This window comes from Alteromonas sp. PRIM-21, assembly GCF_027563165.1.
Taxonomy (GTDB): Bacteria; Pseudomonadota; Gammaproteobacteria; order Enterobacterales; family Alteromonadaceae; genus Alteromonas; species Alteromonas macleodii_A.
The window spans coordinates 293,235-319,690 of record NZ_JADOEK010000002.1 but is presented as its reverse complement, the minus strand read 5'-3'; the positions used below and the strand labels follow the sequence as shown (position 1 = coordinate 319,690).

Genomic DNA, 26,456 nt, shown 5'->3' with positions numbered 1-26,456 from the left:
CTTGCTTTTAAAGCAAAAAAAACGCTGCATTTAGCAGCGTTTTTTGTTTCCAAGATAACGGTTACTCGCCGTCTTGTTTGTGTAGGTGCACATCCATTTGCGGGAATGGAATTGAAATACCTTCTTTGTCAAAGCGAAGTTTAACTTGCTCTGTAAAGTCGAACTTAACTGCCCAGAAATCTGCAGCATTTACCCAAGGGCGTACTACGAAGTTAACACTGCTATCAGCAAGTTCAGAAACCGCTACAGTCGGAGCAGGTTCAGCTAGAATTCGATCATCCGCTTCAATCATTTCTTGCAACACTTGCTTAGCTTTAAGTAAGTCAGCGTCATAACCAATACCAACAACCATATCTACACGACGAGTATCTTTCGCAGAGTAGTTAGTGATGTTACCGCTATAGATATTGCCGTTCGGAACGATAATTTCTTTGTTATCAGGCGTATTCATTGTAGTTGTGAAAATACCAATCTTTTTGATTGAACCAGCAGTACCCGCAGCTTCAACAAAATCACCCGCTTTGAACGGCTTAAATACTAGTAGCATTACGCCTGCTGCAAAGTTTTTAAGTGAATCTTGTAATGACAGACCAATGGCTAAACCAGCCGCACCTAATATGGCTACAAGTGAAGTAGTATCCACACCTAGTTGATCTAGTGACGCGACGATAACAAATAGCATCAAGATGGCACTAAGTATCGCTTCTAGAAAATCGACCAACATGTCATCGTATTTAGATTTAGCCATTAGGCGTCTAAATACAGACAGAATAAATCCAACTACGATTTTACCGACTACATAAATCGCAATCGCCATTAGGATATTGATGCCCCATGGAATGGCGTAGTCGTTTATGTACCTTTCAACATCACTTGCTGAAAAAAGTGAGAGTTTTTCTTCCATAATATGGTCCTTGTCATGGTTAGTTGTAATTTGCATACATACGGTAGCAGCTATTCGTATTATCACCAATACACAATAGGTCCAAACAGCGTAAATTCGCCCTAAAGTCTAAGCCTCATAGGCCCTTGATAGTGTTAGCATTATCCAAAAGTAGCGATAAATAACGCTACTCTTAGGTACAACGTATACCAAAGTTTAAGTATTTTTTTTTATTGTCACACACATGTCACTCAACAAAGGCACTATTTTACACCGAAGCTTGAATGCGCTTTGTTGTCTTTTTAACTTTTTCGGAAGTTACCGAGTTTTAAGACATTTTTTTTGATGATTTTTTAGCCTTAAAGTTTTAGACTAAAGTCTCATAAAGATTAACGCAGAATGTGGGTTTCGGTCCTTTTTCCGCTAATTTTTATGAACGAGCTTTAGCAAACTATGTCACTTAAAGGATTAACGCATGTTGCTTCTCATAACCCTATTTTCGGTTGTTTTGTGTTTATTTTTATATTCACTTCGCACCGATAAAGGAAAACACACTAAGTATGCAAGAGCGGAATACCGCCCAGCGCAAAAATCGAAGCCTTCTTCCACAGTGTTGGAAAACTCTTCGAGCAACTCTTCGCCCTCTGCGGCATAGAGTAAACCTACGAGTCAGGTGATTATTAAAGATAGGTCGCGTGTTGCCGTTTGTGTAAGTTTTTCTCCAATTATTTACATGATGCCGTCGACAGCATTGCAACCTGCATATACAGACACGTATCATACGCATCAAAACCAAACACCTGATTCCTTATGCGTATACCAAGAGTTTATTACCCCAACCCCATTCCTTTAGAACAAGAATTTGAATTAACCGAAGATGCGGGTCATCACATCGCTACTGTGCTGCGCATAAAGCCCAATCGCCCTATTGTGCTATTTAACGGCGATGGCAACGAATACAGTGCACAAGTCATAAGTGTTCAAAGAAAGAAAGTAACGGTTGAAGCCGACGCATGTCTTTCTTTAGCAAAAGAGTCCCCCCTCCACCTTCACTTAGGTCAGGGTGTTTCTAAGGGCGATAGAATGGACACTGTGCTACAAAAAAGCGTAGAGCTTGGCGTAACAGAGATAACGCCTGTTATTACCGAACGATGCACAGTAAAACTTGACGAAGCACGCTGGGAAAAGAAAATTCAGCAATGGCAGAAAATTATCATTGGTGCCTGTGAACAAAGTGGTCGCAACATTATTCCTGTGCTCAATGCCCCGGTAAACTTAAGTCAGTGGCTGTCCTCATCAACCAATACTACGCAGTTGGTTTTAGCACCCGGCGCAGAACAAAGCTTAGCGAGGCAACCTTATAATACTCAAGGCTTTCGACTACTCATAGGTCCAGAAGGCGGGTTATCAGACACAGAAATCCATCAAGCTAACGAAAACGGTTATCAATCGGTAAGTTTAGGCCCACGTATTTTACGTACCGAAACGGCGGCAATTACGAGTTTAAGTATTCTCCAGGCACAACACGGCGACTTTTGAGGATATTATTTTATACCCTTTTTTTTACAGGCCTATGCTAGACCAATAACTTGAAGTATTAGGGTGTGACCCAATATACAAAGATTATCAGCAGGGCTATATGAGCCGGCATTTTATAAACATTCAAGGTGAGAACATTATGCAATATACCGTTGGCGTAATTATGGACCCCATCGCAAGCGTTAAGCCACATAAAGACACAAGCTTTGCGATGATGCTTGAAGCTCAGCGCCGCGGTGCAAAGGTTGTTTATTTCGAACTAAAAGACCTGTATTTAGACAATGGTAAGCCTATGGGTTTGGGCAAAACCGTGTCGGTTAAAGACCAAGCGACAGATTTCTACGCGATTGAAGACGAAGCGACCCTGCATTTAGGGGATATTGATGTTTTACTTATGCGTAAAGATCCGCCTTTTGACAGCGAATTTCTGTACGCCACCCAGATATTGTCGCTAGCGCAAGACGCTGGAGCACTGGTTGTAAATAATCCTCAGGCCCTACGTGACTACAACGAAAAATTGTTTACATCGTATTTCCCAGAGCATATCCCGAATACTCTCGTATCAAACAACCAAACGATTATTCGTGAGTTTCATGCCAAGCATCAAGATATTATTTGTAAGCCCTTAGACGGTATGGGTGGCGCCTCTATATTCAGGGTAAAGCCTGACGGTAATAATTTAGGCGTAATTATTGAAACTCTGACTCATTTGGGCACGCGCTATATGATGGTACAGGAGTACCTTCCAGAGATTAAAGACGGTGACAAGCGTGTATTGATTGTAGATGGTGAAGTAATGCCATACTGCTTAGCGCGACTGCCAACCAAAGGGGAAACAAGAGGGAACTTGGCCGCCGGTGGCACTGGCCGCCCTCAGCCAATTTCTGATTCAGACCGCGCATTGGCTGAAGCCATAGCTCCTACGCTTAAAGAAAATAATATTTTGTTTGTAGGGCTTGATGTAATTGGCAATAAAATTACAGAAATAAACATTACCAGCCCAACGTGCGTAAGAGAAATAGAAGCCGCGTACGACGTAGACATTATGGGCGCACTGTTTGACGCAATTGAAAAGCGCTTAGCCAACAGATAAACGTACTTTGCACTAGTCACCGGCGCGAGTAGCTCAGATAAAGCTCAGCATGGGTGAATACAGGGCCTTTTATACTTAATGTTAAATGGCCCCCTAAAGTAAAAGACGTTAGTAAAATATAGTAGTAAAAAGCAAACTATGACGGAATTAAAAAGCCTACAAAATCACTTTTTGGTCGCAATGCCTAGCTTAGACGATCCCTACTTTTCACGTTCACTCATTTATGTTTGTGAGCACAATGCTGAAGGCGCTATGGGCATTGTGGTGAATCAGCCCTCTACTATGAACGTCAAACAACTTCTTGAACAAACTGATAAAGAGTTGACAGTTTCTGAAGACAAGGCAGAACAAATCGTACTTGCGGGCGGACCCGTCAACCAAGAACGTGGGTTTGTTTTGCATTCGTCGCAGAAATCCTGGGCGTCGAGTCTTAAGCTCGCGCCGGGGATCATGGTTACCACATCAAAGGACATTTTGACGGCTATCGCCAACGATGAGGGCCCAGAGGACGTGCTTATTGCTTTAGGTTACGCCGGATGGACACCAGGGCAACTTGAAAAGGAAATGCAGGAAAATGCGTGGCTAACCATAGAAGCGGACGAAGAAATTCTGTTTAACACTCCTATGCATAAAAAATGGCAAGCAACGGTAAATAAACTCGGTGTTGACGTATGGCAGCTAGCTCCAGGAGCCGGGCATGCCTGATATAGGAAACCGTACTGTACTTGCGTTTGACTTTGGTACCAAGAGTATTGGCGTAGCGGTAGGCCAAGAAATTACTGGCACTGCTTCACCGCTTGCAGCGCTTAAGGCACGAGACGGCATTCCAGATTGGGCATTGATAGAAAAGCTTTATGAAGAATGGCAACCCCATGTTGTCGTTGTTGGTTTACCGCTAAATATGGACGGCACAGAGCAGGAAATGACCCAACGAGCTCGCAAGTTCGCCAATCGACTCCACGGACGTTTTCGTGTTGCAGTGGAAACCTGTGACGAGCGTCTTACTACTACCGACGCTAAAGCTATGCTGTTTGAGTTAGGTGGCTATAAAAAGCTTACTAAGGATAAAGTTGATAGCGTATCAGCTTGTGTGATCTTCACCAGCTGGAGCGAAAGCCAGTACGAGTAGCCGCCTTTGCGCTACTCTTTGTAGTTAATTTTAAGTTCCTGTACTTTTACTTTTCCGCGCCGCACTGCCAGCATACATCGAATGCGCTGCCGTTTTCCTCACCACACGCGTCACATCGCCAGTCTTCACTGCTGTTATTCGTATTACGTGATTTGTGAATGATGGCATCGATAACTTTCGACGCCCGTGCATACCAGCTATCGTCGACGAGCCACACCTCCTGCTGAGAATCCTGCCAAGGCAGCTCGCCTATAGCACCACCAGCAAATTCATTTTTTACCATATAGGGAATAGACAGCGCATCAAGTTCGCTGCGAACTGCTTGCATTTCAAAAGCGTCTTGTGAGGAGAAAAGTTTTTTCAATGACTATCCTATTGCAAAAAAATAATGCATACCGCGTAGAGCTTATACGAAAAAGCAGCCCTTGGGCTGCTTTTTGAGTAATTATCCAGGTACCGCTTTTTCAAAGTGTAACTGCAGTACTGAAGAAGCAGTGCCTAGTCATCCATATCAATAGACACATTAGACAAGGTGCCTAAGCTAGAACCGTCGCTAGTATCAAGCTTGATCATTAAGCGCAGATCATTAGGCGAGTCAGCATGGTGAAGCGCTTGGTCCATGTCTATCTTACCGGCTTTATACAAATCATATAGCGCCATATCAAAGCTTTGCATGCCTTGCTCTTTACCCTTTTTCATAGCTTCTTTTAATGCGCCTATTTCGTTGCGCTGAATAAGATCGCGCACTAACGGCGAGTTAAGCAGTATTTCTATAGCCGCTACCCTGCCCTTACCGTCTGGTGTTGGCACAAGTTGTTGAGCAACAATAGCGCGTATGTTCAGGCTTAAATCAAAGCGCAGCTTATCGTGCTGATCTTTAGGCGCCAAGTGCATAATGCGCTCAATAGCTTGGTTCGCGTTATTGGCGTGTAGCGTGGCTACACATAAATGCCCTGTATCGGCAAACGACATGGCATATTCCATGGTTTCCATTGAGCGAATTTCACCAATAAGAATCACATCAGGAGCCTGACGAAGCGAGCTTTTAAGTGCGTCGTCGAAGGACTGAGTATCAATGCCCACCTCTCGCTGCGTGATAACACAGTTTTTATGCTCATGAACAAATTCGATAGGATCTTCAATGGTTAATATATGCCCATGAGTGTTTTCATTTCTGTGCCCAATGAGCGCAGCCAATGACGTGGATTTACCCGTGCCTGTTCCGCCTACAAATAGAACAAGACCGCGTTTAGACATAATAATTTCTTTTAATACTCGCGGCAGACCCAAATCATCCGCTTTGGGAATTTGAGTAACGATGCGGCGAATCACCATGCCCGCTTGGTCACGCTGCCAAAATGCAGAGCAGCGGAAACGACCAATGCCATCGCGAACGATAGCGAAATTGCACTCTTTCGATGTATGAAACTCGTCTCGCTGCTTTTCGGTCATCGCTTCGTGAACCAGCGCGAGAGATGCCTCTTCCGATGTGGCACTTTCTGTCACAGGTGTCAGTTTACCGTTAATTTTGGCGCTTACCGGAAACTCTGCGGTTATAAACAAATCAGAGGCATTGGTATCGACCATTTTTTGTAATAGTGAATCTAGCATAATGGCCTCTAGAAGTTGTTCATCGACTGTTTATCCACTGACTTTGCTGCCGCATCTTCTTTGCTTATAACCCCCATAGCTACCAGTCGCTGTAAGCATTGATCCATGGTTTGCATACCATGCGCTTGCCCGGTTTGAATAACCGAGTACATCTGCGGCACTTTATCTTCACGAATAAGGTTTCTAATAGCTGGGATGCCCACCATAATTTCGTGAGCAGCCACACGACCTCCGCCTACTTTCTTAAGCAGAGTTTGCGATATAACCGCGCGTAGCGATTCCGATAACATTGAGCGCACCATGGCTTTTTCTTCTGCTGGGAACACATCAATAATACGGTCAATTGTTTTAGGTGCTGAGTTGGTGTGTAGCGTACCAAACACCAGGTGGCCTGTTTCTGCAGCTGAAATCGCAAGGCGAATGGTTTCTAAGTCACGAAGCTCACCAACCAGAATAACATCAGGGTCTTCACGAAGCGCTGAGCGCAGAGCGTTATTAAACGAGTGCGTATCGCGGTGTACTTCACGCTGGTTTACCAAACTAAGTTTATTGTCGTGAACAAATTCAATCGGGTCTTCTATAGTAAGAATATGTTCGCGTTTATGCGTATTAATATGGTCAACCATGGCTGCTAGGGTGGTACTTTTACCCGAACCTGTAGCGCCAGTGACTAGCACTATTCCGGTAGGCTGATTAATGATGTCTTTAAAAATTTCGGGCGCGCCAAGGTCGTCTAAGGTTAACACCTTGCTAGGAATGGTACGTAGCACCGCCGCCGCACCGCGATTTTGAACAAAGGCATTAACACGAAAACGGGACAAACCATTTACTTCAAATGAAAAATCGGTTTCTAAGTTTTCTTCGTACTCTTTGCGCTGCATGTCATTCATAATCTCGTAAACAAGACCATGAACTTGCTTGTGATCGAGGGCAGGCACGTTAAGTTTACGCATCTCGCCATCTACACGAATAATTGGTGGTAGGCCCGCTGATAAGTGTAAATCTGAGGCGTTATTCTTAACACTGAAAGCCAAAAGTTCGGTAATATCCACAACCACTTCTCCAAAACAAGGTGAATAATGCAAACAATAGCAGAAAGACTAGATTCCGCACGAAAAGGAATAGACCAAGCCGCTACCAGTGCACATCGTCCACCAAAAACCGTTAAATTGCTAGCGGTTAGCAAAACAAAACCCGTATCAGATATCATTGAAGCGTATGAAGCGGGACAACGAATGTTTGGCGAAAACTACGTGCAGGAAGGTGTTGAAAAGGTTCAGGAACTTTCAAGACTCGAAGATATTGAGTGGCATATGATTGGCCCTATTCAGTCAAATAAAACTAAAATAGTAGCCGAACATTTTGACTGGGTTCAGTCAGTAGACAGAGAGAAAATAGCCCGCCGCCTTAATGAGCAACGCCCAGCCTCAATGCCGCCATTAAACGTATGCATTCAGGTGAACATTGATGATGAAGGCAGTAAGTCTGGCGTAGCGCTCAACGAATTAGCGTCTTTAGTTGAGTTCGTAGCGTCACAGGAGCGCCTTTGCTTACGCGGTTTGATGGCTATTCCCAAGGCCAACCCCAGTGAAGAACAACAGCGCGCTACGCTAACCAAGCTAAAAGAATTATTTGACCACTACCATACATCACTGAGCAATTTTGATACCCTATCCGTAGGAATGAGTAGTGATATGGCAGAAGCAATTCAACATGGCTCTACCATGGTTCGAATAGGTACCGCTATTTTCGGAAAACGTACTTAGCCATACCTATAGTGCTTAGCTTTTAGTGAACAGCTTTACTACACAGACTTAAATGCAATCAACAAATAGGATTTACATGCAACAGAAAAAATTAGCATTTATTGGCGCGGGTAACATGAGCCGCAGCATCATCAGTGGTCTTATCAAATCTGGGTATGCGAAAGAAAATATTCTTGCGGCAAACCCGTCCACTCCAAAGTTAGACGGCCTTAAAGCCGAGTTTGGTATTCACACCACGCAATCTAACGATGAAGCTTGCCAATTCGCTGACGCCATTGTGCTTGCGGTAAAACCACAAATTATGGGTGATATGTGCGGCGAACTGCAAAAAAATAACGACCTATCGGGTAAGTTGTTTATGAGTATCGCAGCCGGTCTACCCGTTGCCAGATTACAAGAGATGTTAGGCGGCGAATACCCTGTGGTTCGCATTATGCCAAATACACCAAGCTTGTTAGGCAAAGGCATGTCAGGAATGTACGCCGACGATACAGTGTCTGAGTCTGACAGACAGTACGTAGACGATGTGATGAACAGCGTGGGCGAAACCGTTTGGGTAGACAAAGAAGATGGTATTAACGGTGTTATTGCCGCAGCAGGTAGCAGTCCAGCCTATTTCTTCTTGTTCCTACAAAACATGCAAGAAGAAGCCATGAACATGGGGTTTGATCAAGCCCAGTCACGCCTTATGGTGCAGCAGGCTATGTTGGGTGCAGCTGAAATGGTTTGTAACAACCCAGACCTTGAATTAAGTGAGCTTCGTGCCCAAGTTACGTCGAAGGGCGGCACTACAGCCGAAGCCGTAAATACCTTCATTGATGAAGGCTTAAAAGATATTGTCAGCAAGTCGATGCGGGCAGCCGTAGCGCGTGCTGAAGAAATGGCAAAACAGCTATAACGTTTTAGGAAAAACACAACATGAATGCAACGGTATTTTTGGTTGATACCTTATTTAGCCTTTATTTGATGGTGGTTATTCTGCGCCTTTGGTTACAAATGGTTCAAGCAGACTTTTATAACCCAATGAGTCAATTTGTAGTAAAAGCAACCCACCCTATCGTGGGGCCGTTGCGCCGTGTTATCCCGTCAATCGGCAGATTCGACACCGCTACCTTTGTATTGGCGATAGCGGTATGCGCGCTTAAACTCGTTACTCTTGGGCTTATGTTTGGCGGTACGCTAAACCCCGTAGGCATAGCCATTTTATCGGTAATTGGCGTGGTAAAAGAAACCCTATCGCTGATGTTCTGGGTATTGCTGTTACGTGCAATTTTAAGCTGGGTATCGCAAGGTCAATCTCCGGTAGACTATGTGCTGTATCAACTAACTGAACCCTTTTTAGCGCCTATTCGCAAAGTCATTCCTCCGCTAGGTGGCCTTGACTTGTCGGTACTGATTGCCATCATCGCATTACAGTTTTTACAGCTTCTGATCCAAGACACTTTCCCTATGTAAACAATGTTTACTACAGGCATTAAAGGTGAAACCTTAGGTCATACAGCATTAGGCAGCGGGTAAGCCCGCTGTTTTGTAAAAGAAAAATATGAAGGCAAAGTAAGGTCTATCATGAGTAAAATAAAACAAATTAAGAAAGGGTACGCAGCTCTTCTTGCAATAGCTATAGCTTGCTTAAGCTTCTCTGCATTTGCCGAACAGAAGAAAACGCTTGGTGAATGGGATGTACACTATATGGTAGTAAGTACGCCTTTTTTAACGCCTGAAGTTGCAGCTAATTACGGCATTGTAAGAAGCAAGTTTAACGCGCTGGTCAACATTTCCGTACTCGACAAAGCTTCAGGTGAAGCGCAGCGTGCAGACGTAACGGGTACGGCAAAGAACCTCTTAGGCAATGCTCGCAAACTTACCTTCAAGAAAGTGGAAGAAGGCGATGCCATCTATTATCTCGCCGTACTACCGTTTCGCGATCAAGAAACGTTCAGGTTTGAAATAGACGTACAAAAGGGTGCAAGTAAACAGACGCTGAAATTCCAACAAAAAATGTATGTGGATGAATAGGCAACTGCAGATTACTTTCTAAGGGAAATATTGTTTACGCGTTAAACCATGCCAACCCTAGTAATTTGTAACCTCTTTTTACTAAACATAATTTTAAAACTATTAAGCGAGATGGCCAATAATTGGTATCTCGCTTTTTTATTATGTTAAAAAATTGATAACTCCCCTTTACCAATTTGATGCAGTAGTAAATAATCAAGACAACTGGTCGGGCAAGTTGGCTCGTAAAGATTAAAGCATTAGTTACTGAAGCCTGCTGAAGCGCAATTAAAATTAGTTTCTACGTACTTTAATTACTAAACAACATGCTAGATGCCTTCATAGTAAAAAATAGAGAATAAATATGAATACGCCCTCGTCACAGTCTGCACCTCAGACCGCCGCTACCCATTCTGTAAATACGTCAGAACAGCAGTCACCTTTTTACCCTAACCTATTAGCCCCATTAGATTTGGGTTTTACTACACTTCGTAACCGTACCCTGATGGGCTCGATGCATTTAGGTTTAGAGGAGGAAAAAGGCGGCTTTGATAAACTAGCAGCTTTCTATGCCGAGCGAGCAAAAGGCGGTGCTGGGCTTATTGTGACTGGCGGCATTAGTCCTAACATCTCAGGTTGGGTTGCGCCCTTCGCCGGCAGAATGACACGCTCTCGTCATGCCAAGAAGCACCGTGTTATTACCGATGCTGTACATAAAGAAGAGGGTAAAATTTGCATGCAAATACTGCATTCGGGTCGCTATGGTTATCACCCGCTTGCTGTTTCCGCTTCACCTATGAAGTCGCCCATTACTCCGTTTAAGCCTCGCGAACTTTCCTCGCGCGGCGTGAGAAGCACCATTAAAGACTATGTTAAATGTGCTGCCCTTGCCCAACAAGCAGGTTACGACGGTGTGGAAATAATGGGTTCAGAAGGTTACCTCATTAATCAATTCTTTTGCGAACGCACTAACCACAGAAACGATGAATGGGGCGGCAGTTTAGAAAACCGAGCCCGCTTAGCAATTGAGATAGTTAAAGGTGTGCGCGAGAAAGTAGGTACTAACTTCATTATTATCTATCGTCTGTCTATGCTGGACTTAGTAGAAGGCGGCGCAAAGTGGGATGAAGTCGTGTACTTGGCTAAAGAAATTGAAAAAGCAGGTGCTACGCTTATTAATACCGGTATCGGATGGCACGAGGCCCGCGTTCCCACGATCTCGACCTCTGTGCCACGTGCAGCGTTTACCTGGATAACTGAACGCATGAAAAAAGAGGTGAATATTCCTCTTATCACCACTAACCGTATCAATACTCCAGAGGTGGCGGAATCGGTATTGGCCCAAGGGCATGCTGACATGGTATCGATGGCCCGCCCTTTCCTGGCTGACGCCCATTTTGTGGCTAAGGCCATGCGCAATGAATCTAAACTTATCAATACCTGTATTGCCTGCAACCAGGCCTGCCTTGACCATGCTTTTGAGCAAAAGCGGGCAAGCTGTTTGGTAAATCCACAAGCGTGCTATGAAACCGAACTTACCTTTACACCTACGCAAAACAAGAAAAAGCTAGCCGTTGTAGGTGCCGGTCCAGCTGGATTGGCGTTTTCAATGTATGCTGCTGAGCGAGGGCACGACGTGCATTTATTCGATAAAGCCGCTGAGATTGGCGGTCAGTTCAATTATGCCAAACAAGTGCCAGGAAAAGAGGAGTTTTATGAAACCCTGCGTTATTTTGACAATCAGCTAGCACGGGTTGGCGTATCCATTCACCTTAACACCGAAGTTAATGCAGAAAGCTTGTCAAATGAGGGTTTCGATGAAGTGGTGTTAGCAACAGGCATCAATCCACGTAAACTTTCTATTGAAGGTCACGACCACCCTAAAGTGATGAGTTATTTAGAGGTATTACGCGACCAAAAACCGGTGGGCAAAAAAGTGGCAATTGTTGGGGCTGGCGGTATTGGCTTTGACGTAGCAGAGTTCTTAGTTGAGCACGAACATTTAGCTAAAGATAAAGAAAAATGGCTAGCTCACTGGGGTATCGACAAAAATTACTCAGCACCAGGGGCACTTAAAGAAAAGGCGATAGAGCCTTCTGAACGCGAGGTGTATTTGCTACAACGCAAGACCTCGAAGGTGGGCAAAGGTCTAGGTAAAACAACGGGCTGGATCCACAGGCAGTCGTTGAAGCACCACAACGTTCAAATGATAAATGGCGTTTCCTACGAGAAAGTGGATGATGAAGGCCTTCACGTACTCATTAACGACACGCCTAAGGTGCTGCCTGTCGATAATGTTATTGTGTGTGCAGGCCAAGAGCCGTTTAAGCCTTTGCAGCAACCTCTAGAAGATGCAGGCTTTACCGTACATATTATCGGTGGTGCTGACGTCGCGGCAGAACTCGATGCCAAGCGTGCTATTCGCCAAGGCGCAGAACTGGCAGCGCGAATTTAAGGGCTCAGCGAGCTATGGAAACTAAGTTATTAATGGCTATTTTGAATAGCCTTTAGCTTGGCGGTGTAAAGCGCTCTATTCTGTGAAGGCAGTGAAAGAGAGAGCGCTTTTTCCATCATATTTTCAGCTTTAAGCACCTTACCCTGTAAAAAATAAGTCTTAGCCATAGCCAAGTAACTTTCTCCTAAATAAGGACCTGTAGCGATGGCTTTGTTGAAAAACATTTCTGCCTCCGAAAGCTTGCCTTTCGCTAAAAATTCATTACCTAAATCTATCCAACGATAAGGGTTGTCGTCGTCTGTTTTTAAATACATATCCCCAATACGCGATAGCGTTTCTACATCGCCTACCTTTTTAAGCAACACGGCGAAATTTGATAACGTATGTACCGACTGGATATGGTTTTCGATAGCGAACTCATACAACTTTCGAGCTTCTTTTTCGTAGCCATTCGAGCGATATAGTACGGCGAGAGAATTTAGTGTTGAAGCATTTGTTGTAGTTAACTGCATAGCACGATACAAGTAACTGTAAGCCAAATTAGGGTCATCACTCATCACTTCAGCAGACTTGTTTTGGTAATACATAGAGATAAAATCGGCCTCTGAGATATAAACTCCCCTGTCATCACGGCTTGATGGAAAATAATCGATGACGGCTCTACCTCGAAAAACAATGCTATCGCCTGTTTTTTCAGGTTCTGGCCCTAAAATTATACTTCTAACATGTGTAGACGTAGTGAGTGTCTTTCCAAACCTTCGGTACAGTGGTGGGGTATGTACTTGTTGATAAACCACATCTAGATTAACGAGTCGGGCAAGAGCTGTAGTTAGCAACGCAAGCGACATACAGTTCCCGTAACGTTTGTTTAAAACATCTTGTGCTTTTAGGGTGTCTCCAGCGTAGCTAAAATTTGAGACCAGATCGTTTAAGTAGTAAGCGAGGCGAAAATTAGGTGATATATGTGCTTTAGTCGGCGAGTTATAGTAAGAAAGAAAGTGTTGCTTTTGCTGGTCAGACAACGCAAATAATGACGCAGGCTCTTCCACATCAACCCTTGCGAACTCCTTAACCTGCCAATCAAATGGTGTTAATTCACTATTGCTCTGGATGGTAGTATTTTTGGTACTCTGACACGCTACCGTTGTCATCAACGCTATAGCTAGAAATAACGATTTGGTTTTCAACCTGCCTTCCCTCACTTCCTTTTGGTTAAGAGTAATAGCTCAAAAAACTTGGGTAGTTAGCTTCCGATGGCAATAAAAGAAATTCTTCTTAAAATTGGTCAAACATAATAGTGTTGCCGTCGGGGTCTTTAACAATAAAATGACCAGGGCCGCTATCGCTTTTCACAGGTACATCTAATGCAATGTCTTGTTCAACTAAGCTAGCCTGAAGCGCTCTAACATCGCTGGGGTTAAAGGTCATAATGTTGTCTTCAAACATACCTTCGAATAAGCCAATCATGGTGTTGCCGTTTTTCATCATCAACCATTTGTCTTCTACCGAGCCACATGAAGGCATAGCTTCAAAACCTAATGCTTCGTAAAAGGCTTTCGATTTATTAATATCCTTGACCGCTAAACTCAATGAAAATAACCCTAACTCCACCTTCCGCTCCTTTAAACCTTTAGAAAAATTGTACAATTACTACTCTAGTGAAGCTATTCGTCAATATCACTGCTATTGGTCGCAAAAACGAAAAAAGCCAGTAAGGTCTGAAACTTACTGGCTTTATAGTGTTTTAAGCTCTACTTAATTTACCGCTATTCACTAACTTTGTTGGCTAGCAATCCAGCGGTCAATTTTCTGTTCAAGAATAGCAAGTGGAATTCCGCCCGTATTCAACACTTGTGCGTGGAACTCTCGAATGTCGAAATCGTCACCTAATGCTTTTTCCGCGCGAGCGCGCAGCTCTTGAATTTTAAGCGCGCCAACTTTGTAAGACAGCGCTTGCGATGGTATAGCAATATAACGCTCTACTTCTGCCACGACTTCCGTGCGAGTCATGCCTGAGTTTTCGAGCATAAAATCGATAGCTTGTTCACGGCTCCAACCTTTAGCGTGAATCCCCGTATCTACTACCAAACGCATAGCGCGCAGCTGTTCATCCTGAAGCGTGCCGTAACGGTTCCATGGGTCATCAAAAAAGCCCATTTCATAGCCCAAGGTTTCTGAATATAGCGCCCACCCTTCACCAAAGGCAGGTAAGAAACTAAAGCGCATGAAAGACGGCAGCGCTTCATTTTCTTGAGCAAGGCTTACTTGGAAATGGTGGCCCGGCGCACCTTCATGAAGGTACAAGGTAACGTTGCCCGTAGTTAAGCGACTAGGCAAGTCGTAGGCATTAAAGTAAAAAGTACCAGGGCGAGAGCCGTCTGGCGTGCCTGGTTGATAGGAACCACCCGCACTGAATTGCTCGATAGCAGGGTCGTAAGGTTTTATTTCTAATTCAGATTTTGGCAGTAGAGAAAAGTACTGGTCAATTTTTTCATCCACTTCACGACCAATATCATAATAGCTCTGGGTGAGTGCCTCACGGCTTTCAGGCTTGAATTTAGGATCGGTGCGTACATAGTCGAAGAACTCGTTTAATGTTCCTTCAAACTTTACTTCGTCTTTAATTTCAAGCATATCATTTTTGATACGCTTAACTTCTTTTAAACCAAGATTATGCAGCTCATCAGGGGTCAATGGCAGTGTCGTTGAACCTTCCACCATCAATTGATAAAGCTTTGCACCGCCTTTCATATCGCTAAGGCCAATGCTTTCACGAGCAACAGGTAAATACTCGTCGCGCAGGAAGTCGCGCATACGCGTGGTTGCATCGTAAATTTCTTGCGTCGCTTTTTCATATTCAGCGGTCAAACGGGCTTTTTCTTCGTCAGAGAAGCTTTCTGGGAACATGGTAATTGGCCCCCAAAATTGTGACTCTTTGATAGGGATGGCCAGTTGAGTATCAAACTGCTTTATCACACGGTCGATAGTTAGCTTAGTTTCAAGTACACCACTTTCCATGCCCTCGCGGAACTTGCCGATAGCACGGTCAGAAATAGCAATGTAATCTTTATGGCGAGATAGGTTGTTTTCGTAATCTTCTACTGTTTTAAATGGCGCTGCGCCTTTTCCGCTAGCAAAGGTTGGGTAAAAAGTGTGAAACCCGCTAAAGTGGTTTATAGGGCGCACTTCTGTGAGCGCTTCAATCTCATCGCTCGACATTTTTACCGAGCGTTCTTCATTGTACTTAAATACATCGTAAGCAAGCTTGTCGGTATCGCTTAACTTACTGCGATCAATTTGTTTAAGTTCTGACAAGTTAAGCAATGTTGCCGTTTTTCCCGCTATAGCATGGGAGTCTGTTAAGAAGTCGCCCATTCTGTCGGCATAACGCATATCACCGCGGAAAATGGCCATAATCGGATTAAGCTCGATATCACGCTGGTCTGCAGCCGCAAATAGTGCAAAAAGCTTATCGTGCTCAGACACTTCTTTTGATACTGATTCACTTTTTGATGAACTCTGCATACCTGCGTGATTGTGTGCATATGCTACCGCTGAGCTAAGGCCCAGTGCCATGGTTACTGCACTACTGACGAGTAGTGTTTTAAATGATTTCATTTGTGATTACCTTCTTGTTTTATTATCTCGCCGTTAATCTAACGTAAGCTTTAGTATCAGCTTTAATTTCAGCTTTTAAATTAGCTTCTAAACCAGCGGCACTGTCGTTATTTGTTATTGCCCTACAATGACGTAGCAAACGGCTTTAATTACTGAGACCTGAACTGGATCCCTAATATAAAATTCACATCTGATGAATTGTTATCTATTGAACACTTAGCAAGGCTTTTAATTTGCACCACGTTAAACCAGCCCAAGGCTGTTTCAACGCTGTAAAAAACTATTCAGGTAAATGAGCCATCTCTTGTCGCCATGCTCTTTCATAGGCTTCACGGCCCAATACTCGTTTCGCGTAAGCCCCTACATTATCTGTTTTACCGTCAAGCGTAATATCAAGTTTACTGCCTTTCGCCCACGCCAAAATATGGCCTGCTATCACATCGGCCATGGTAAACATGCCGCCGCAAACAAACTCTTTATCGCCAAGCATAAAGGAGAACACAGGCAGCACTCGCTTAAATTCCCACATCGCTACTTCGCGCATCTGCTCAAGCCTCTGCTCTTTTGGCAGGGCAAAGGTGTGTTTTGCCAAATTCCAAATGGGCTGCTCTAACTCACTGGTAAGAAACAGCATCATCTCTTCATATTTTGCACGCTCAAAACTGCCTGCCTCTGGGATAAATTCATGCATGCCGTGTCTTTCAGCTAAAAAGGTGACAATAGCAGCAGACTCAGTCAAGGTGCCTTCGGGTGTCGCTAGCGCTGGAACTTTTGCAGCCGGGCTTATGGCTTTATATTCCTCTGACAGGTGCTGCCCTTGTTTTAGGTCAATCAACTTGTAATCAAAAGGCAAGCCGAGCTCTTCCAACGCCCATGCCACGCGAACCGAGCGGGTTTTCGGATAACCGTAAAGTGTATACATAACAATATCCTTTAAAAACTGAAAGTGGGCTAACTGTAAGTCGAATATGAGAAAAGTGCCACTACCATATTGTTACTGAGTTTTACCACACTACTACAAACTTACCCGCCTTCATTTCATAAAACATAGAAAAGCATTCGGTAACTTTTTCATAGGACGCTATAAGTCTTGCACCCAACGTAAGGGATTTTTTAAAGAGCTGAGAGCTATGTATGGCCTAAGGCTTACACTGATAAAGACTTCAGCACCTTTTCTTTTACTTCGCTCGAACTGGTTTGTTTTATGCTGGTTTACTTTGTAGTTGCTCGAAAACGAATCATTAATTTAGTGAAGGAGAATACTATGAAGAAACGTTTACTTACTACTTTAGCAGGCTCAATTTCTTTAGTGCTAAGTGCTGGGAGTTTTGCCGGTCATCATGAAGAAGGAAAAGAAGTGATGATGAAAAACTTAGAAACTGGCAATGCTATTGGTACAGTTATGGTGAGTAGTCACGATGATGACGGCGTGGTATTCACACCTAAGCTGTCAGGGTTAACGCCAGGAGTCCATGGCTTCCACGTTCATCAAAATGGAGATTGCTCCTCAGCAATAAAGGATGGAAAAAAGGTGCTAGGTGGCGCAGCTGGCGGTCACTTTGACCCAGAAAATACCGATAAACATAGAGCTCCATGGTCTGAGCGCGGTCATGAAGGCGATCTTCCTGTGCTGTATGTTAATGAAGAAGGTGAGGCTACTCAGCCAATTTTCGCGCCAGAACTTGAACTGGAAGATATTGAAGGTCGTGCACTGATGATTCACGCCGGTGGTGACAACTATTCTGATTCACCTAAAAAGCTCGGCGGCGGTGGAAAACGTGTGGCGTGTGGTGTAATTAGCAAATAAACCACAATTAATACAAAAGAGCGGCTTTGTTAAGCCGCTCTTTTTTGTTCTGCTTTATTGGCTGAAATATTTAGCCCTTATTCAACCGGTATTCCAAGGTAATGTTGGCATTCAGCAGTTGAGAGACGGGGCAATTATCCTTCGCTTCTTGGGCTATCTTTTCAAATTCGTCTTCGGTAATACCGTCAACTTCAGCATCTAACGTCAATGCCGACTGAGTAATTTCAAACCCGTCATCGCTTTTGTCTAGGCTAATTTTGGCCGTTGTATTTAATTCGCCGTCTTCATACCCTGCATCGGATAATGCAAAAGAAAGTGCCATAGTGAAGCAGCTCGCATGGGCTGCGCCAATTAACTCTTCAGGATTTGTTCCTTTTTCATCTTCAAACCGCGTATTAAAACCATAAGGTTGATTGGACAAAGTGCCTGTTTCCGTAGAAATGCTGCCCTTCCCTTTTTTACCTAACGGCTTGTATGTTGCACTACCTGATTTGACTATAGACATATTATCTTCCTTACCTTCTACTTAATAAAACCTGAGCCAAGCCCTTTTTAGAGATATAAACAAACGACAACCGGCTGTACGAAGTGAAGCAGTGTTTTAATAGCGTTAAGCAAAGCTGAACTACCTCACTAAGTGAAATCACGAGTTGTCGCGTATTTTGACTCACACGTAATGGCTGAGATGCAAGTGCTCTGCCGACCAAAAGTCTCTTACTTCACCCCCTGTCATTGAAGGGCTACAGAGCAGTGGCGCGAAATAATATGACGTTCACTTTGCTACCGATGAACGCAGGCTACAGAGTCTGATGAAAATTTTACTTACCCTCTTTTGGTATTAATTGTTTTTTGATTCTAGTGCGATGCTATTAATCGCTGGCTAAGCTTTTTCTTTTATAAGCGAGGAAAAAGTGATGCTTCAAACTGCGGTGAAATAAATTGCAGCCTAAACCGTTCTTTATCTAATACTCGTATATGTTCACTAACATAGCCTTACTTTATAAGTCGAAAAGCTTAGAAGGAAAACTGAGCCATAGCGCATAGCTATATGACTCTGTCAAAACGTAAAAGGTACAAAATGAAATCTACAATCACCGCAGTATTATTCGGTGCAACTTTGAGTGCCGCGGTATTTATACCATCTACAAAAGCCGATGAAGCTATTTTAGCGGGAGGCTGCTTTTGGTGTATGGAATCTGACTTTGAAAAGTTAAAAGGTGTAACCGACGTAGTTTCTGGGTTTACTGGTGGAAGCGCACCAAACCCTACCTACAACGGCAATCACAAAGGGCATTATGAAGCGGTCAAAATTACTTATGACGGCGATGTGCTTTCTTATGAAGATATCCTCGATCATTTTTGGGTAAACATTGATCCTTTTGACGACAGAGGGCAGTTTTGCGATAAAGGCCCCAGCTACCTTAGCGCTATTTTTGTTGCGAACGATAAAGAACGCGCTATCGCCGAAAAAACAAAAGCTGACGTAATCTCCCAGTTTCCGAATAAAGACGTGGTGACGCCAATACTTGACGCCTCTACTTTTTATCCAATTAAAGGTGATGAAATAGGTCACCAAGATTTCTATAAGAAGAGTCCTGTTCGCTATAAATTCTACCGTTGGAACTGTGGTCGCGACCAGCGCTTAAAAGAAATTTGGGGCGACAAAGCCATGGGAAAATAAAATAGTATATAGCGAGTTTGGCTAAGCATAAATCTCAACGCTTCAGCTCTGCGTATTGTTAATATTCTATGTAAACAAATGGATATTGATGCCATAGCAATATTAGGAGATGTGTATGTTTAGCGCTAGCCCAACGCTTGATTTGATATGTAGAGGTCTTTTTCTTACCTCGATGGCAATGGTATGGGTAGTATTACTGGTTCGTATTAACGGCTTACGTTCTTTTTCGAAGATGACAAACTTCGACTTTGTTATGACGGTAGCAGTGGGTTCATTGCTCGCCAGTGCATCACAAACAACTAATTGGATTGCTTTCATTCAAGCCATGATAGCAATGGCAGCCTTGTTTATCGTGCAGTCGATCACCGCCAAGCTTCGTAGAAAATCCGATAAGATTGAAGCGATAATGCAAAACACGCCGGTTGTTCTAATGAGAAATGGCGAAATTATTGATGGTGCCCTTGAAGAAACCCGAGTGGCACGCAGTGATCTGTTAGCCAAGCTACGGGAAGCTAACGTATTGAATCTGGATGAAGTTAGGGCTGTAGTCCTGGAAACAACAGGCGACATTTCGGTGCTACATGGCGAGCACTGCTCAGAAGCCTTGTTAGAGGGTACGAAAAGCGTAAAAGGCTAACTATCATTTAACTTTTTCACTTAACCTGCGTTATATCTATAGAAAATGTAAAGCGCACCAATATATTACGCCAAAAACGGCGACGCCCAAAAAGACGGGTAGGCCCAATGTTCTGGTTTTACGCCAAACGAGTATTGTTATGGCTGTTGCAACACCAGTGGCTATCCAACTAGACGGTGATGGCACTTTAGGAACAAGAGAAGCTCCCAACATAGCGGCTATCATTAATGGTCCCAACACGCTCAACCAGGTAGGCAAGCGCGCTTCGGAATTGTTGGCTTTGTGTTTATTGAAATGACGCTGTGTCCATAACAATGGTGCAACCCGTAATGCATAGGTGCCTATAGCAGCTACGATAATTGCCACCCATATATCAGTTTGCATGAGACGGTTTCCTTCCGACATGGGAAGTAAGAACATAAAATGTAAGCGCCCCAAACAGTGCAGCTAAAGGAATAGCCGCATTTTTAAAACTACTAAGTGCAATGAAAAGGGCGATAGAGATAGTGACCAATAAGGTAACCACCCATTGTTTACTGGTGAACTTTGGCGCTAAAAGAACGAGAAACAAAGCTGGTAAGGCAAACGGCATTACACTATCTAAGACAGGCCATTTCTGTGTAAGCGAATCTCCAGCTAACCCGCCCAGTGCAGTCCCCAGAATCCAACTAAACCACGCCACCATGGAAACACCTTTAAACCAATCAACTTTCTTTGCGTCTTCCATAGAGGGTAAACGTGTATGGGCTAGCGCAAAAATTTGATCGGTAAGACCATGCATTAAGTAGGGCCACGCCCTACTTTGTGGTAAATAAGGGACTAAGTTAGGCGCGTAAACCACATGGCGTATGTTGACTAGTAATGTCATACACACCGCTAACCATAGGGGAGCACCTGAAGCCACCATGGCAACTAAAAGAAATTGCGACGCGCCGGCGTAAATGAACACAGAAATGAGTGTTGCTTCCAACGTAGAAAAGCCAGCTTGAATAGCGATAACGCCGAATGAAATAGCAACTGGAATATACCCGCCTAACAAAGGTAATCCATCTATGATCCCCTGCTTAAGCCCACTTTTTGAAGAAATTTGGCTCATTCCATTGCCTCTTTGTGATAAACGATAGTGATAAGACAGGTTGCCCAGTCATCTTGAGTTTTGTAGACGTGAGGTAAATCAGCCCTAAAGTCGGTAGTTTGGCCGGGGAGCAAGAGTTGAGTACTGCCAATATTTCCAGCTTCTAACGAACCGCTTATTACTGTAATGGTTTCCTTTGTTCCAGCCGCGTGTGACTCGGCTTCTCGCAATGTATTAGGTGCGACCGACATCCAGTAAGCATCAACATTAGGTATACCCTGTCCTTGTTCAATGAGTCGCACTTCCACCCCATTCTCTCCTACACTTGTGCTAAGGGGCTGAACAAGCTGACCAAAGGGCACGTCTAGTTGTTTGGCCAATCGCCAAATAGTATCTAACGTCGGATTGCCATTGCCCTGCTCTAGCCTAGAGAGGTTAGATTTTGCAATCCCTGCACCTGCGGCTAATTGAGACAGAGAGACACCTTTATCCTGCCTAAGTTTCTGCAGATGCCTACCTAGAATATTGAGGGTAGATTGATTCACTCGCCGCCAAACCAATTTGTTCCATTTACAGAACGTTCTATATATAGAACGAAGTAAAGTCAAGAAATTTGTTTTTTGACACGAATAATCGTTAAAAGATAAAACCGGCTATGCCAGCTAGCCCTGCATAAAATGTTAATAGTTACTTGAGTAAAAACGGCAGATGTTGCGAGCTTTAACGCTCAGAAAACAATCACTTTAGTATTGAGTTAGCACTCATGTGCATTACTGAGAAAATAACGTGAATCAAATCATTAACAAACACACTACATTTAAAGCGCTGAAAAGATTAAGAAATCTTATCAGCTACCGTTACTAAAGGATCATTCGCTGCTAAGATCTCAGCTTATTAATGAATGAACGTAGCACAAGCTTGAGGCTTTTGGCCTTTTTTGAATAGCCAAAGTAATAGCTTTTAAAAATAGAAAGCCGGCAAACATACCAGTTGCCGGTTTTTGTATTTTAACCTTGTGCAAGTGCGCCGTGCTCAAGCAGCAAGCAAGCGACTGAATGGTACGATATGAAGGAACACAGATAGTTTATGGCGAATCAAACTGACGATATCACTTCTACTCAGGCAGCGTATAAGGGAGCCCGTTCGGAAGAACAATTAGCGGCGGGAGAATATTCACTAGCGACTATTACATTCTGGCTAGCTTTCGGTACTTTTGTAATAGGTTGCAGCGAATTCGCTGCTATGGGCTTACTACCCTACTTCGCTGAAGATTTTGGTATAACTGAAAACGTTGCTGGCCATGCGATTAGTGCCTATGCCATTGGCGTTGTAGTAGGCGCGCCGCTTATCACTATTTTCTTTTCTCGCCTTGCCAGGCGCACCATGCTTATCTCAATGATGGTATTTTATGCTGGGGGGAATTTGCTAACAGCACTAGCATGGTCAGAATGGACAATGAATATAGCCCGTTTTATTGCAGGGCTTCCACATGGTGCTTACTTCGGTATTGCCATGCTTTTTGCTGCTGACATTGCCGGTAAGAATAAACGGGCGCAAGCTGTCAGTAATGTCATTTTAGGCTTAGCTATTGCCAATATTATTGGTGTGCCTTCCATTAGTGGTATAGGTCAAATGTTCGGATGGAGAACAGGCTTCTTTATTATTTCAGCCTTTGCCTTAGTCACCGCATTAATGGTGTGGAAAACGGCACCGTATCGCGGGCCAAACCCGGATGCCAAACCGTTAACTGAGCTTAAAGCGCTAAAAAACAAAGATGTGCTGCTAGTTCTACTTATGGGCGCTATAGGTTTTGGTGGAATGTTCTCTGTGTACTCTTATTTCAGCGCCTCATACTTAAACACGACTTCAGCACCTGAATGGGGAATTTCAGCAACCCTGCTTATTTACGGCATCGGCGTAACCCTGGGCAACATTATTGCTGGGCGCTATTCTGAAGGCAGGCTTCTAACCTCAGCTATCGTCTTTCAAGTTCTACTAGGTTTATCTGCAGCGGCTTACGCCGCGTCTATGGGCAACCCGTACCTGATGGCGGCCTCACTGTTTTTCATTGGTATAGGCGGCGGTATGGTAGTACCACTTCAAACTCGTTTAATGGATGTAGCTGGCGAAGCACAAACCTTAGCGGGTGCTATGAATCATGCAGCATTCAATACCGCTAATGCGCTAGGCCCGTGGTTGGCAGGTATGGCTCTTTCAGCAGGATTTGGTTATACATCCACGGGCTGGGTAGGTTTAGCGTTAGCCGGAGGTGGTGTGTTGGTATGGCTAGCTATTGTTATGACTACACGCAATACCCAAGTAAAGACAGCAACCGTATCTGGTTAAATGAATGTCTAGCGCTGACAACCTTCGTGGTCGGCGCTAGTCAATTACGTTTCCCTAGCTATTGCTCGGCATCATTTTCAATTTCAGAATTATTACGAGAAGCAATTCCCCATACATCTTCGGGGATGTCTCTTTTAGGCGCGGGAGCATCGTCTATTGCTGCTTGCTTCTTCTCTTGATTTGACCACTTAACACGAATCTTTTTACCTTCGATAACTTTGGCGTTAAGCGTTTCAATGGCTTTGTCGGTTTATTCTTGGGAACTCATTTCAACGAAGCCGAAGCCTTTAGATAAACCCGAGTTATCATCCATCACTAAGTCGCATGACGTTATAGTGCCAAACTCAAAAAACAACTCTTCAAGATTTTCTTGGGTGAATGATTTGGGTAGATTACGAACTAATATGCTCAAGTTTTTGCCTTACTTTGTGGCTGAAAAGTACTGTTTATAGTGTAGCATGCAGCAGTTAGTATGATAGCTAATCTTGCCGTGTTACGGCGATTCGTTTTTCTTACAAAGAAGTGAAAAGATTTGACTTCAACTATTGCAAGCGTGTGATTAAACCCAGATATAGAATAGCCATCGCGCAAATGCGATGGCTATGTATCGAAGGTGAAGATTCTGTAGCTGACCCAGAGTGAAGCTGCTGAGCCCCGTTCAACTATCAGTTATATTTACCGAAAAAGCTGTTAACTTTCTTGATTACGCAGAAATACCAATTCTGTTGATGAGCTTTGCTCTTCGCTAAATTGATAGCCGTCTACATCGAAGTTTTTCAAGCCTTCTACGTCTTCAACACGATTTTCAAGAATGTAGCGCGCCATTAAGCCGCGGGCTTTCTTTGCGAAAAAGCTGATAATTTTATACTGACCATTTTTGCAATCTTTGAAAGTTGGCGTAATGATCATGCCGTCTAAAGACTTCTTCTTTACTGCTTTAAAGTATTCATTGGACGCAAGGTTAATTAATACGTTATCCCCCTGCGCTTCCAACGCCTTATTTAAGACGTAGGTAATGCGGTCATCCCAAAACGCGTACAAGTCTTTACCCTCAGGGTTAGCCAGTTTAGTCCCCATTTCTAGACGATAGGCCTGCATTAAATCTAGTGGTCTTAGCAGTCCATATAGACCAGACAAAATACGAAGATGTTTTTGTGCGTATTCTACGGTGTCGCTGTCTAGCGAATAAGCATCAAGCCCAGTATAGACATCACCGTTAAATGCATACATTGCCTGACGCGCATTCTCTGGTGTGAACGGTGTAGAAAACTCAGCAAAACGGTTAGCATTTAAGGTTGCCAGTTTATCGCTTATTTTCATTAGCGATGATAAGTCTGCCGGAGATAAAGTGCGGCACACTTCCATCAAACGTTCAGTGTCTTCAAGCATCTCGGGCTGAGTAAACTGACTTACTGGAACTTCACTTTCAAAATCTAGGTTTTTTGCTGGGGATACTACAACTAACATTTCGACTCCTTAAATTTTTACATCACTATTGTACCACCTGATACCTATTAAAAAGCAAAATGGCATAAGAAAGACACAAATTGGCTTAACAGAGAAATCCGATTAGCGAATTTGTCATTATTCAATGTATGAATTGTCACACGGGTTTGATATAAATAGCATTACAAAAAATATTCAAACAATAACCTTGATGCACGGCTTATGGGTGCCTCTTGAAAACCAAAGCGCTATTTTCGACTTAGCTTAGTTTGTTTTTTTACAAGCTAAGTAAACAAAGAGAAAACGCAAGCGCAATATCCTACAAAAACGCGCAAGCGTATCGTTTTATTCAACTGGCTATTCTAGCGAGTTGTCCAAATTTATTATTGATAAAGTACAGAGAGAATTATGAGCAATCAGTTAGCTTCATTACGTGATATCACTACCGTAGTTGCCGATACCGGCGACATCGATGCCATCAAAAAATATCAGCCGGTTGACGCTACTACCAACCCGTCGCTACTGCTAAAAGCAGCAGGTCTTCCTCAGTATGCAAGCCTAATCGATGACGCTGTAGCGTGGGCAAAACTTCAGTCAAACGATGCTGACCAGCAGTTAACTGATGCCTCTGACAAGTTAGCAGTAGCCATTGGTAAAGAAATTTCTGCAACCATCCCAGGCCGTATTTCAACAGAAGTTGACGCCCGCCTATCGTTTGATACTGCCGCAACGATTGAAAAAGCAGAGCGTTTGGTACAATTATACGAAGATGCAGGTATCGATAAGTCACGCATTCTTATTAAAATTGCGTCTACGTGGGAAGGTATTCAAGCTGCTGAAGCACTAGAGAAAAAAGGTATTCAGTGCAACCTAACCCTGCTATTTAGTTTCGCCCAAGCGCAAGCATGTGCAGAGGCAGGCGTTTACCTTATCTCTCCATTTGTAGGCCGTATTCTAGACTGGTACAAAAAAGCGACTGGCACTGAGTCTTACGCTCCAGATGAAGATCCAGGCGTGGTGTCAGTGACCAAAATTTATAACTACTACAAAGAGCACGGCTACAACACGGTTGTAATGGGCGCAAGCTTCCGCAACATTGGCGAAATTCAGGCACTAGCTGGCTGTGACCGCTTAACTATCAGCCCTGCACTACTTGAAGAACTAGCCAACGAGCCAGGTGAACTAGAAGTTAAGCTTAAAGACAATGGCGCGACAAAAACGCCAGGCGACCGTCTAACAGAAAGTGAGTTCCGCTGGGCAATGAACGAAGATGCGATGGCAACGGAAAAGCTATCTGAAGGCATTCGCAACTTCGCAGCTGACCAAGAGAAGCTTGAAACCATGCTTCGCGAAAAACTAAGTGCATAAGGAACTG

General features: G+C 43.7%; 28 protein-coding genes. 14 read left to right on the top strand and 14 right to left on the bottom strand.

Annotated elements, in window-relative coordinates; genetic code table 11:
- Window positions 1–61: 61 nt before the first annotated feature.
- Window positions 62–904, bottom strand: coding sequence for a mechanosensitive ion channel family protein (locus IW644_RS05800; RefSeq protein ID WP_118492753.1), 843 nt, complete (start codon window positions 902–904; stop codon window positions 62–64).
- A 789-nt stretch (window positions 905–1,693) separates the two neighbouring features.
- On the opposite strand from IW644_RS05800, the gene IW644_RS05795 reads away from it, so the two are divergent.
- The 4 genes from IW644_RS05795 (at window position 1,694) to ruvX (ending at window position 4,644) form a co-directional block, all read left to right on the top strand.
- Complete coding sequence (locus IW644_RS05795; protein WP_269916802.1) at window positions 1,694–2,422, top strand: 16S rRNA (uracil(1498)-N(3))-methyltransferase; 729 nt, start codon at window positions 1,694–1,696, stop codon at window positions 2,420–2,422.
- A gap of 139 nt (window positions 2,423–2,561) precedes the next feature.
- On the top strand, window positions 2,562–3,515 hold the full coding sequence (gene gshB, locus IW644_RS05790) for a glutathione synthase (RefSeq protein WP_269916953.1): 954 nt from the start codon (window positions 2,562–2,564) through the stop codon (window positions 3,513–3,515).
- A gap of 138 nt (window positions 3,516–3,653) precedes the next feature.
- Window positions 3,654–4,220 (top strand): YqgE/AlgH family protein, encoded by a 567-nt coding sequence (locus tag IW644_RS05785; RefSeq protein WP_179984299.1) that lies wholly within the window; start codon window positions 3,654–3,656, stop codon window positions 4,218–4,220.
- Window positions 4,213–4,644, top strand: coding sequence for a Holliday junction resolvase RuvX (gene ruvX / locus IW644_RS05780; protein ID WP_179984300.1), 432 nt, complete (start codon window positions 4,213–4,215; stop codon window positions 4,642–4,644). Before IW644_RS05785 ends, ruvX begins: the two co-directional genes overlap by 8 nt.
- A 46-nt stretch (window positions 4,645–4,690) precedes the next feature.
- On the opposite strand, the gene IW644_RS05775 is transcribed toward ruvX, so the two are convergent.
- The 3 genes from IW644_RS05775 to IW644_RS05765 all read right to left on the bottom strand — a co-directional run bounded on the left by IW644_RS05775 (window position 4,691) and on the right by IW644_RS05765 (window position 7,307).
- Entirely contained in the window at window positions 4,691–5,008 is a 318-nt protein-coding gene (locus IW644_RS05775) for a putative signal transducing protein (RefSeq protein WP_269916801.1), read from the bottom strand.
- Window positions 5,009–5,142: 134 nt separating this feature from the next.
- Window positions 5,143–6,255 (bottom strand): PilT/PilU family type 4a pilus ATPase, encoded by a 1,113-nt coding sequence (locus IW644_RS05770; protein ID WP_269916800.1) that lies wholly within the window; start codon window positions 6,253–6,255, stop codon window positions 5,143–5,145.
- An 8-nt stretch (window positions 6,256–6,263) separates the two neighbouring features.
- Window positions 6,264–7,307 (bottom strand): type IV pilus twitching motility protein PilT, encoded by a 1,044-nt coding sequence (locus IW644_RS05765; protein WP_179984303.1) that lies wholly within the window; start codon window positions 7,305–7,307, stop codon window positions 6,264–6,266.
- A gap of 27 nt (window positions 7,308–7,334) precedes the next feature.
- Between IW644_RS05765 and IW644_RS05760 the strand changes: the two genes are divergently transcribed.
- From IW644_RS05760 to IW644_RS05740, 5 genes are all read left to right on the top strand, one after another.
- Window positions 7,335–8,021, top strand: a complete 687-nt coding sequence (locus IW644_RS05760) for a YggS family pyridoxal phosphate-dependent enzyme (protein ID WP_269916799.1) — start codon at window positions 7,335–7,337, stop codon at window positions 8,019–8,021.
- A 76-nt stretch (window positions 8,022–8,097) separates the two neighbouring features.
- The gene (gene proC, locus IW644_RS05755; protein WP_269916798.1) at window positions 8,098–8,919 is read left to right on the top strand and encodes a pyrroline-5-carboxylate reductase; all 822 of its coding nucleotides are present in this window, start codon (window positions 8,098–8,100) and stop codon (window positions 8,917–8,919) included.
- A gap of 20 nt (window positions 8,920–8,939) precedes the next feature.
- Window positions 8,940–9,476, top strand: coding sequence for a YggT family protein (locus tag IW644_RS05750; protein ID WP_269916797.1), 537 nt, complete (start codon window positions 8,940–8,942; stop codon window positions 9,474–9,476).
- Between the two features lie 111 nt (window positions 9,477–9,587).
- Window positions 9,588–10,037 (top strand): DUF4426 domain-containing protein, encoded by a 450-nt coding sequence (locus IW644_RS05745; RefSeq protein WP_269916796.1) that lies wholly within the window; start codon window positions 9,588–9,590, stop codon window positions 10,035–10,037.
- A gap of 343 nt (window positions 10,038–10,380) precedes the next feature.
- The gene (locus IW644_RS05740; RefSeq protein WP_269916795.1) at window positions 10,381–12,471 is read left to right on the top strand and encodes an NADPH-dependent 2,4-dienoyl-CoA reductase; all 2,091 of its coding nucleotides are present in this window, start codon (window positions 10,381–10,383) and stop codon (window positions 12,469–12,471) included.
- 29 nt (window positions 12,472–12,500) lie between these two features.
- Here IW644_RS05740 and IW644_RS05735 read toward each other — a convergent pair whose 3' ends face one another.
- The 4 genes from IW644_RS05735 to IW644_RS05720 all read right to left on the bottom strand — a co-directional run bounded on the left by IW644_RS05735 (window position 12,501) and on the right by IW644_RS05720 (window position 17,011).
- Window positions 12,501–13,658 carry a tetratricopeptide repeat protein gene (locus IW644_RS05735; protein ID WP_269916794.1) on the bottom strand — a complete coding sequence of 386 codons (1,158 nt, stop codon included), beginning with the start codon at window positions 13,656–13,658 and terminating at the stop codon, window positions 12,501–12,503.
- A gap of 88 nt (window positions 13,659–13,746) precedes the next feature.
- On the bottom strand, window positions 13,747–14,082 hold the full coding sequence (locus IW644_RS05730) for a VOC family protein (protein ID WP_269916793.1): 336 nt from the start codon (window positions 14,080–14,082) through the stop codon (window positions 13,747–13,749).
- Between the two features lie 162 nt (window positions 14,083–14,244).
- Entirely contained in the window at window positions 14,245–16,089 is a 1,845-nt protein-coding gene (locus IW644_RS05725; RefSeq protein WP_269916792.1) for a DUF885 domain-containing protein, read from the bottom strand.
- A gap of 280 nt (window positions 16,090–16,369) precedes the next feature.
- A complete protein-coding gene (locus IW644_RS05720) occupies window positions 16,370–17,011 on the bottom strand; it encodes a glutathione S-transferase family protein (RefSeq protein ID WP_269916791.1) in 642 nt (213 codons plus the stop codon).
- Between the two features lie 342 nt (window positions 17,012–17,353).
- Here IW644_RS05720 and sodC point away from each other — a divergent pair, with 342 nt between their 5' ends.
- Complete coding sequence (sodC, locus tag IW644_RS05715) at window positions 17,354–17,896, top strand: superoxide dismutase [Cu-Zn] SodC (protein ID WP_269916790.1); 543 nt, start codon at window positions 17,354–17,356, stop codon at window positions 17,894–17,896.
- Window positions 17,897–17,966: 70 nt separating this feature from the next.
- On the opposite strand, the gene IW644_RS05710 is transcribed toward sodC, so the two are convergent.
- Window positions 17,967–18,401: an OsmC family protein gene (locus IW644_RS05710; protein ID WP_269916789.1), complete on the bottom strand. Its 435-nt coding sequence runs from the start codon at window positions 18,399–18,401 to the stop codon at window positions 17,967–17,969.
- Window positions 18,402–18,974: 573 nt separating this feature from the next.
- On the opposite strand from IW644_RS05710, the gene msrA reads away from it, so the two are divergent.
- Together msrA and IW644_RS05700 are read left to right on the top strand one after the other, a co-directional pair.
- Window positions 18,975–19,577: a peptide-methionine (S)-S-oxide reductase MsrA gene (gene msrA, locus IW644_RS05705; RefSeq protein WP_269916788.1), complete on the top strand. Its 603-nt coding sequence runs from the start codon at window positions 18,975–18,977 to the stop codon at window positions 19,575–19,577.
- Between the two features lie 115 nt (window positions 19,578–19,692).
- Window positions 19,693–20,214, top strand: a complete 522-nt coding sequence (locus IW644_RS05700) for a DUF421 domain-containing protein (protein WP_269916787.1) — start codon at window positions 19,693–19,695, stop codon at window positions 20,212–20,214.
- A 36-nt stretch (window positions 20,215–20,250) separates the two neighbouring features.
- On the opposite strand, the gene IW644_RS05695 is transcribed toward IW644_RS05700, so the two are convergent.
- From IW644_RS05695 to IW644_RS05685, 3 genes are read right to left on the bottom strand one after another with little or no spacing between them, the layout of a single operon-like run.
- Complete coding sequence (locus tag IW644_RS05695) at window positions 20,251–20,598, bottom strand: AzlD domain-containing protein (RefSeq protein WP_269916786.1); 348 nt, start codon at window positions 20,596–20,598, stop codon at window positions 20,251–20,253.
- Window positions 20,588–21,310 (bottom strand): AzlC family ABC transporter permease, encoded by a 723-nt coding sequence (locus IW644_RS05690; RefSeq protein WP_269916785.1) that lies wholly within the window; start codon window positions 21,308–21,310, stop codon window positions 20,588–20,590. The genes IW644_RS05695 and IW644_RS05690 overlap by 11 nt, the downstream gene beginning before the upstream one ends.
- Window positions 21,307–21,834: a helix-turn-helix transcriptional regulator gene (locus IW644_RS05685; RefSeq protein WP_269916784.1), complete on the bottom strand. Its 528-nt coding sequence runs from the start codon at window positions 21,832–21,834 to the stop codon at window positions 21,307–21,309. Before IW644_RS05685 ends, IW644_RS05690 begins: the two co-directional genes overlap by 4 nt.
- Window positions 21,835–22,375: 541 nt before the next feature.
- On the opposite strand from IW644_RS05685, the gene IW644_RS05680 reads away from it, so the two are divergent.
- Window positions 22,376–23,635, top strand: a complete 1,260-nt coding sequence (locus IW644_RS05680; RefSeq protein WP_269916783.1) for an MFS transporter — start codon at window positions 22,376–22,378, stop codon at window positions 23,633–23,635.
- 250 nt (window positions 23,636–23,885) lie between these two features.
- On the opposite strand, the gene IW644_RS05675 is transcribed toward IW644_RS05680, so the two are convergent.
- Together IW644_RS05675 and yaaA are read right to left on the bottom strand one after the other, a co-directional pair.
- A complete protein-coding gene (locus IW644_RS05675) occupies window positions 23,886–24,047 on the bottom strand; it encodes an RNA recognition motif domain-containing protein (RefSeq protein ID WP_269916782.1) in 162 nt (53 codons plus the stop codon).
- A gap of 278 nt (window positions 24,048–24,325) precedes the next feature.
- Window positions 24,326–25,102: a peroxide stress protein YaaA gene (gene yaaA, locus IW644_RS05670; RefSeq protein ID WP_269916781.1), complete on the bottom strand. Its 777-nt coding sequence runs from the start codon at window positions 25,100–25,102 to the stop codon at window positions 24,326–24,328.
- A gap of 387 nt (window positions 25,103–25,489) precedes the next feature.
- Here yaaA and tal point away from each other — a divergent pair, with 387 nt between their 5' ends.
- The gene (gene tal, locus IW644_RS05665; RefSeq protein ID WP_269916780.1) at window positions 25,490–26,449 is read left to right on the top strand and encodes a transaldolase; all 960 of its coding nucleotides are present in this window, start codon (window positions 25,490–25,492) and stop codon (window positions 26,447–26,449) included.
- Window positions 26,450–26,456: the final 7 nt, after the last annotated feature.

Coding starts and splice junctions, on each gene's coding strand:
- IW644_RS05800 (WP_118492753.1), bottom strand. CDS start 904: ATGGAAGAAAAACTCTCACTTTTTTCAGCAAGTGATGTTGAAAGGTAC.
- IW644_RS05795 (WP_269916802.1), top strand. CDS start 1,694: ATGCGTATACCAAGAGTTTATTACCCCAACCCCATTCCTTTAGAACAA.
- gshB (WP_269916953.1), top strand. CDS start 2,562: ATGCAATATACCGTTGGCGTAATTATGGACCCCATCGCAAGCGTTAAG.
- IW644_RS05785 (WP_179984299.1), top strand. CDS start 3,654: ATGACGGAATTAAAAAGCCTACAAAATCACTTTTTGGTCGCAATGCCT.
- ruvX (WP_179984300.1), top strand. CDS start 4,213: ATGCCTGATATAGGAAACCGTACTGTACTTGCGTTTGACTTTGGTACC.
- IW644_RS05770 (WP_269916800.1), bottom strand. CDS start 6,255: ATGCTAGATTCACTATTACAAAAAATGGTCGATACCAATGCCTCTGAT.
- IW644_RS05760 (WP_269916799.1), top strand. CDS start 7,335: ATGCAAACAATAGCAGAAAGACTAGATTCCGCACGAAAAGGAATAGAC.
- proC (WP_269916798.1), top strand. CDS start 8,098: ATGCAACAGAAAAAATTAGCATTTATTGGCGCGGGTAACATGAGCCGC.
- IW644_RS05750 (WP_269916797.1), top strand. CDS start 8,940: ATGAATGCAACGGTATTTTTGGTTGATACCTTATTTAGCCTTTATTTG.
- IW644_RS05745 (WP_269916796.1), top strand. CDS start 9,588: ATGAGTAAAATAAAACAAATTAAGAAAGGGTACGCAGCTCTTCTTGCA.
- IW644_RS05740 (WP_269916795.1), top strand. CDS start 10,381: ATGAATACGCCCTCGTCACAGTCTGCACCTCAGACCGCCGCTACCCAT.
- IW644_RS05725 (WP_269916792.1), bottom strand. CDS start 16,089: ATGAAATCATTTAAAACACTACTCGTCAGTAGTGCAGTAACCATGGCA.
- IW644_RS05720 (WP_269916791.1), bottom strand. CDS start 17,011: ATGTATACACTTTACGGTTATCCGAAAACCCGCTCGGTTCGCGTGGCA.
- sodC (WP_269916790.1), top strand. CDS start 17,354: ATGAAGAAACGTTTACTTACTACTTTAGCAGGCTCAATTTCTTTAGTG.
- IW644_RS05710 (WP_269916789.1), bottom strand. CDS start 18,401: ATGTCTATAGTCAAATCAGGTAGTGCAACATACAAGCCGTTAGGTAAA.
- msrA (WP_269916788.1), top strand. CDS start 18,975: ATGAAATCTACAATCACCGCAGTATTATTCGGTGCAACTTTGAGTGCC.
- IW644_RS05700 (WP_269916787.1), top strand. CDS start 19,693: ATGTTTAGCGCTAGCCCAACGCTTGATTTGATATGTAGAGGTCTTTTT.
- IW644_RS05695 (WP_269916786.1), bottom strand. CDS start 20,598: ATGCAAACTGATATATGGGTGGCAATTATCGTAGCTGCTATAGGCACC.
- IW644_RS05690 (WP_269916785.1), bottom strand. CDS start 21,310: ATGAGCCAAATTTCTTCAAAAAGTGGGCTTAAGCAGGGGATCATAGAT.
- IW644_RS05680 (WP_269916783.1), top strand. CDS start 22,376: ATGGCGAATCAAACTGACGATATCACTTCTACTCAGGCAGCGTATAAG.
- yaaA (WP_269916781.1), bottom strand. CDS start 25,102: ATGTTAGTTGTAGTATCCCCAGCAAAAAACCTAGATTTTGAAAGTGAA.
- tal (WP_269916780.1), top strand. CDS start 25,490: ATGAGCAATCAGTTAGCTTCATTACGTGATATCACTACCGTAGTTGCC.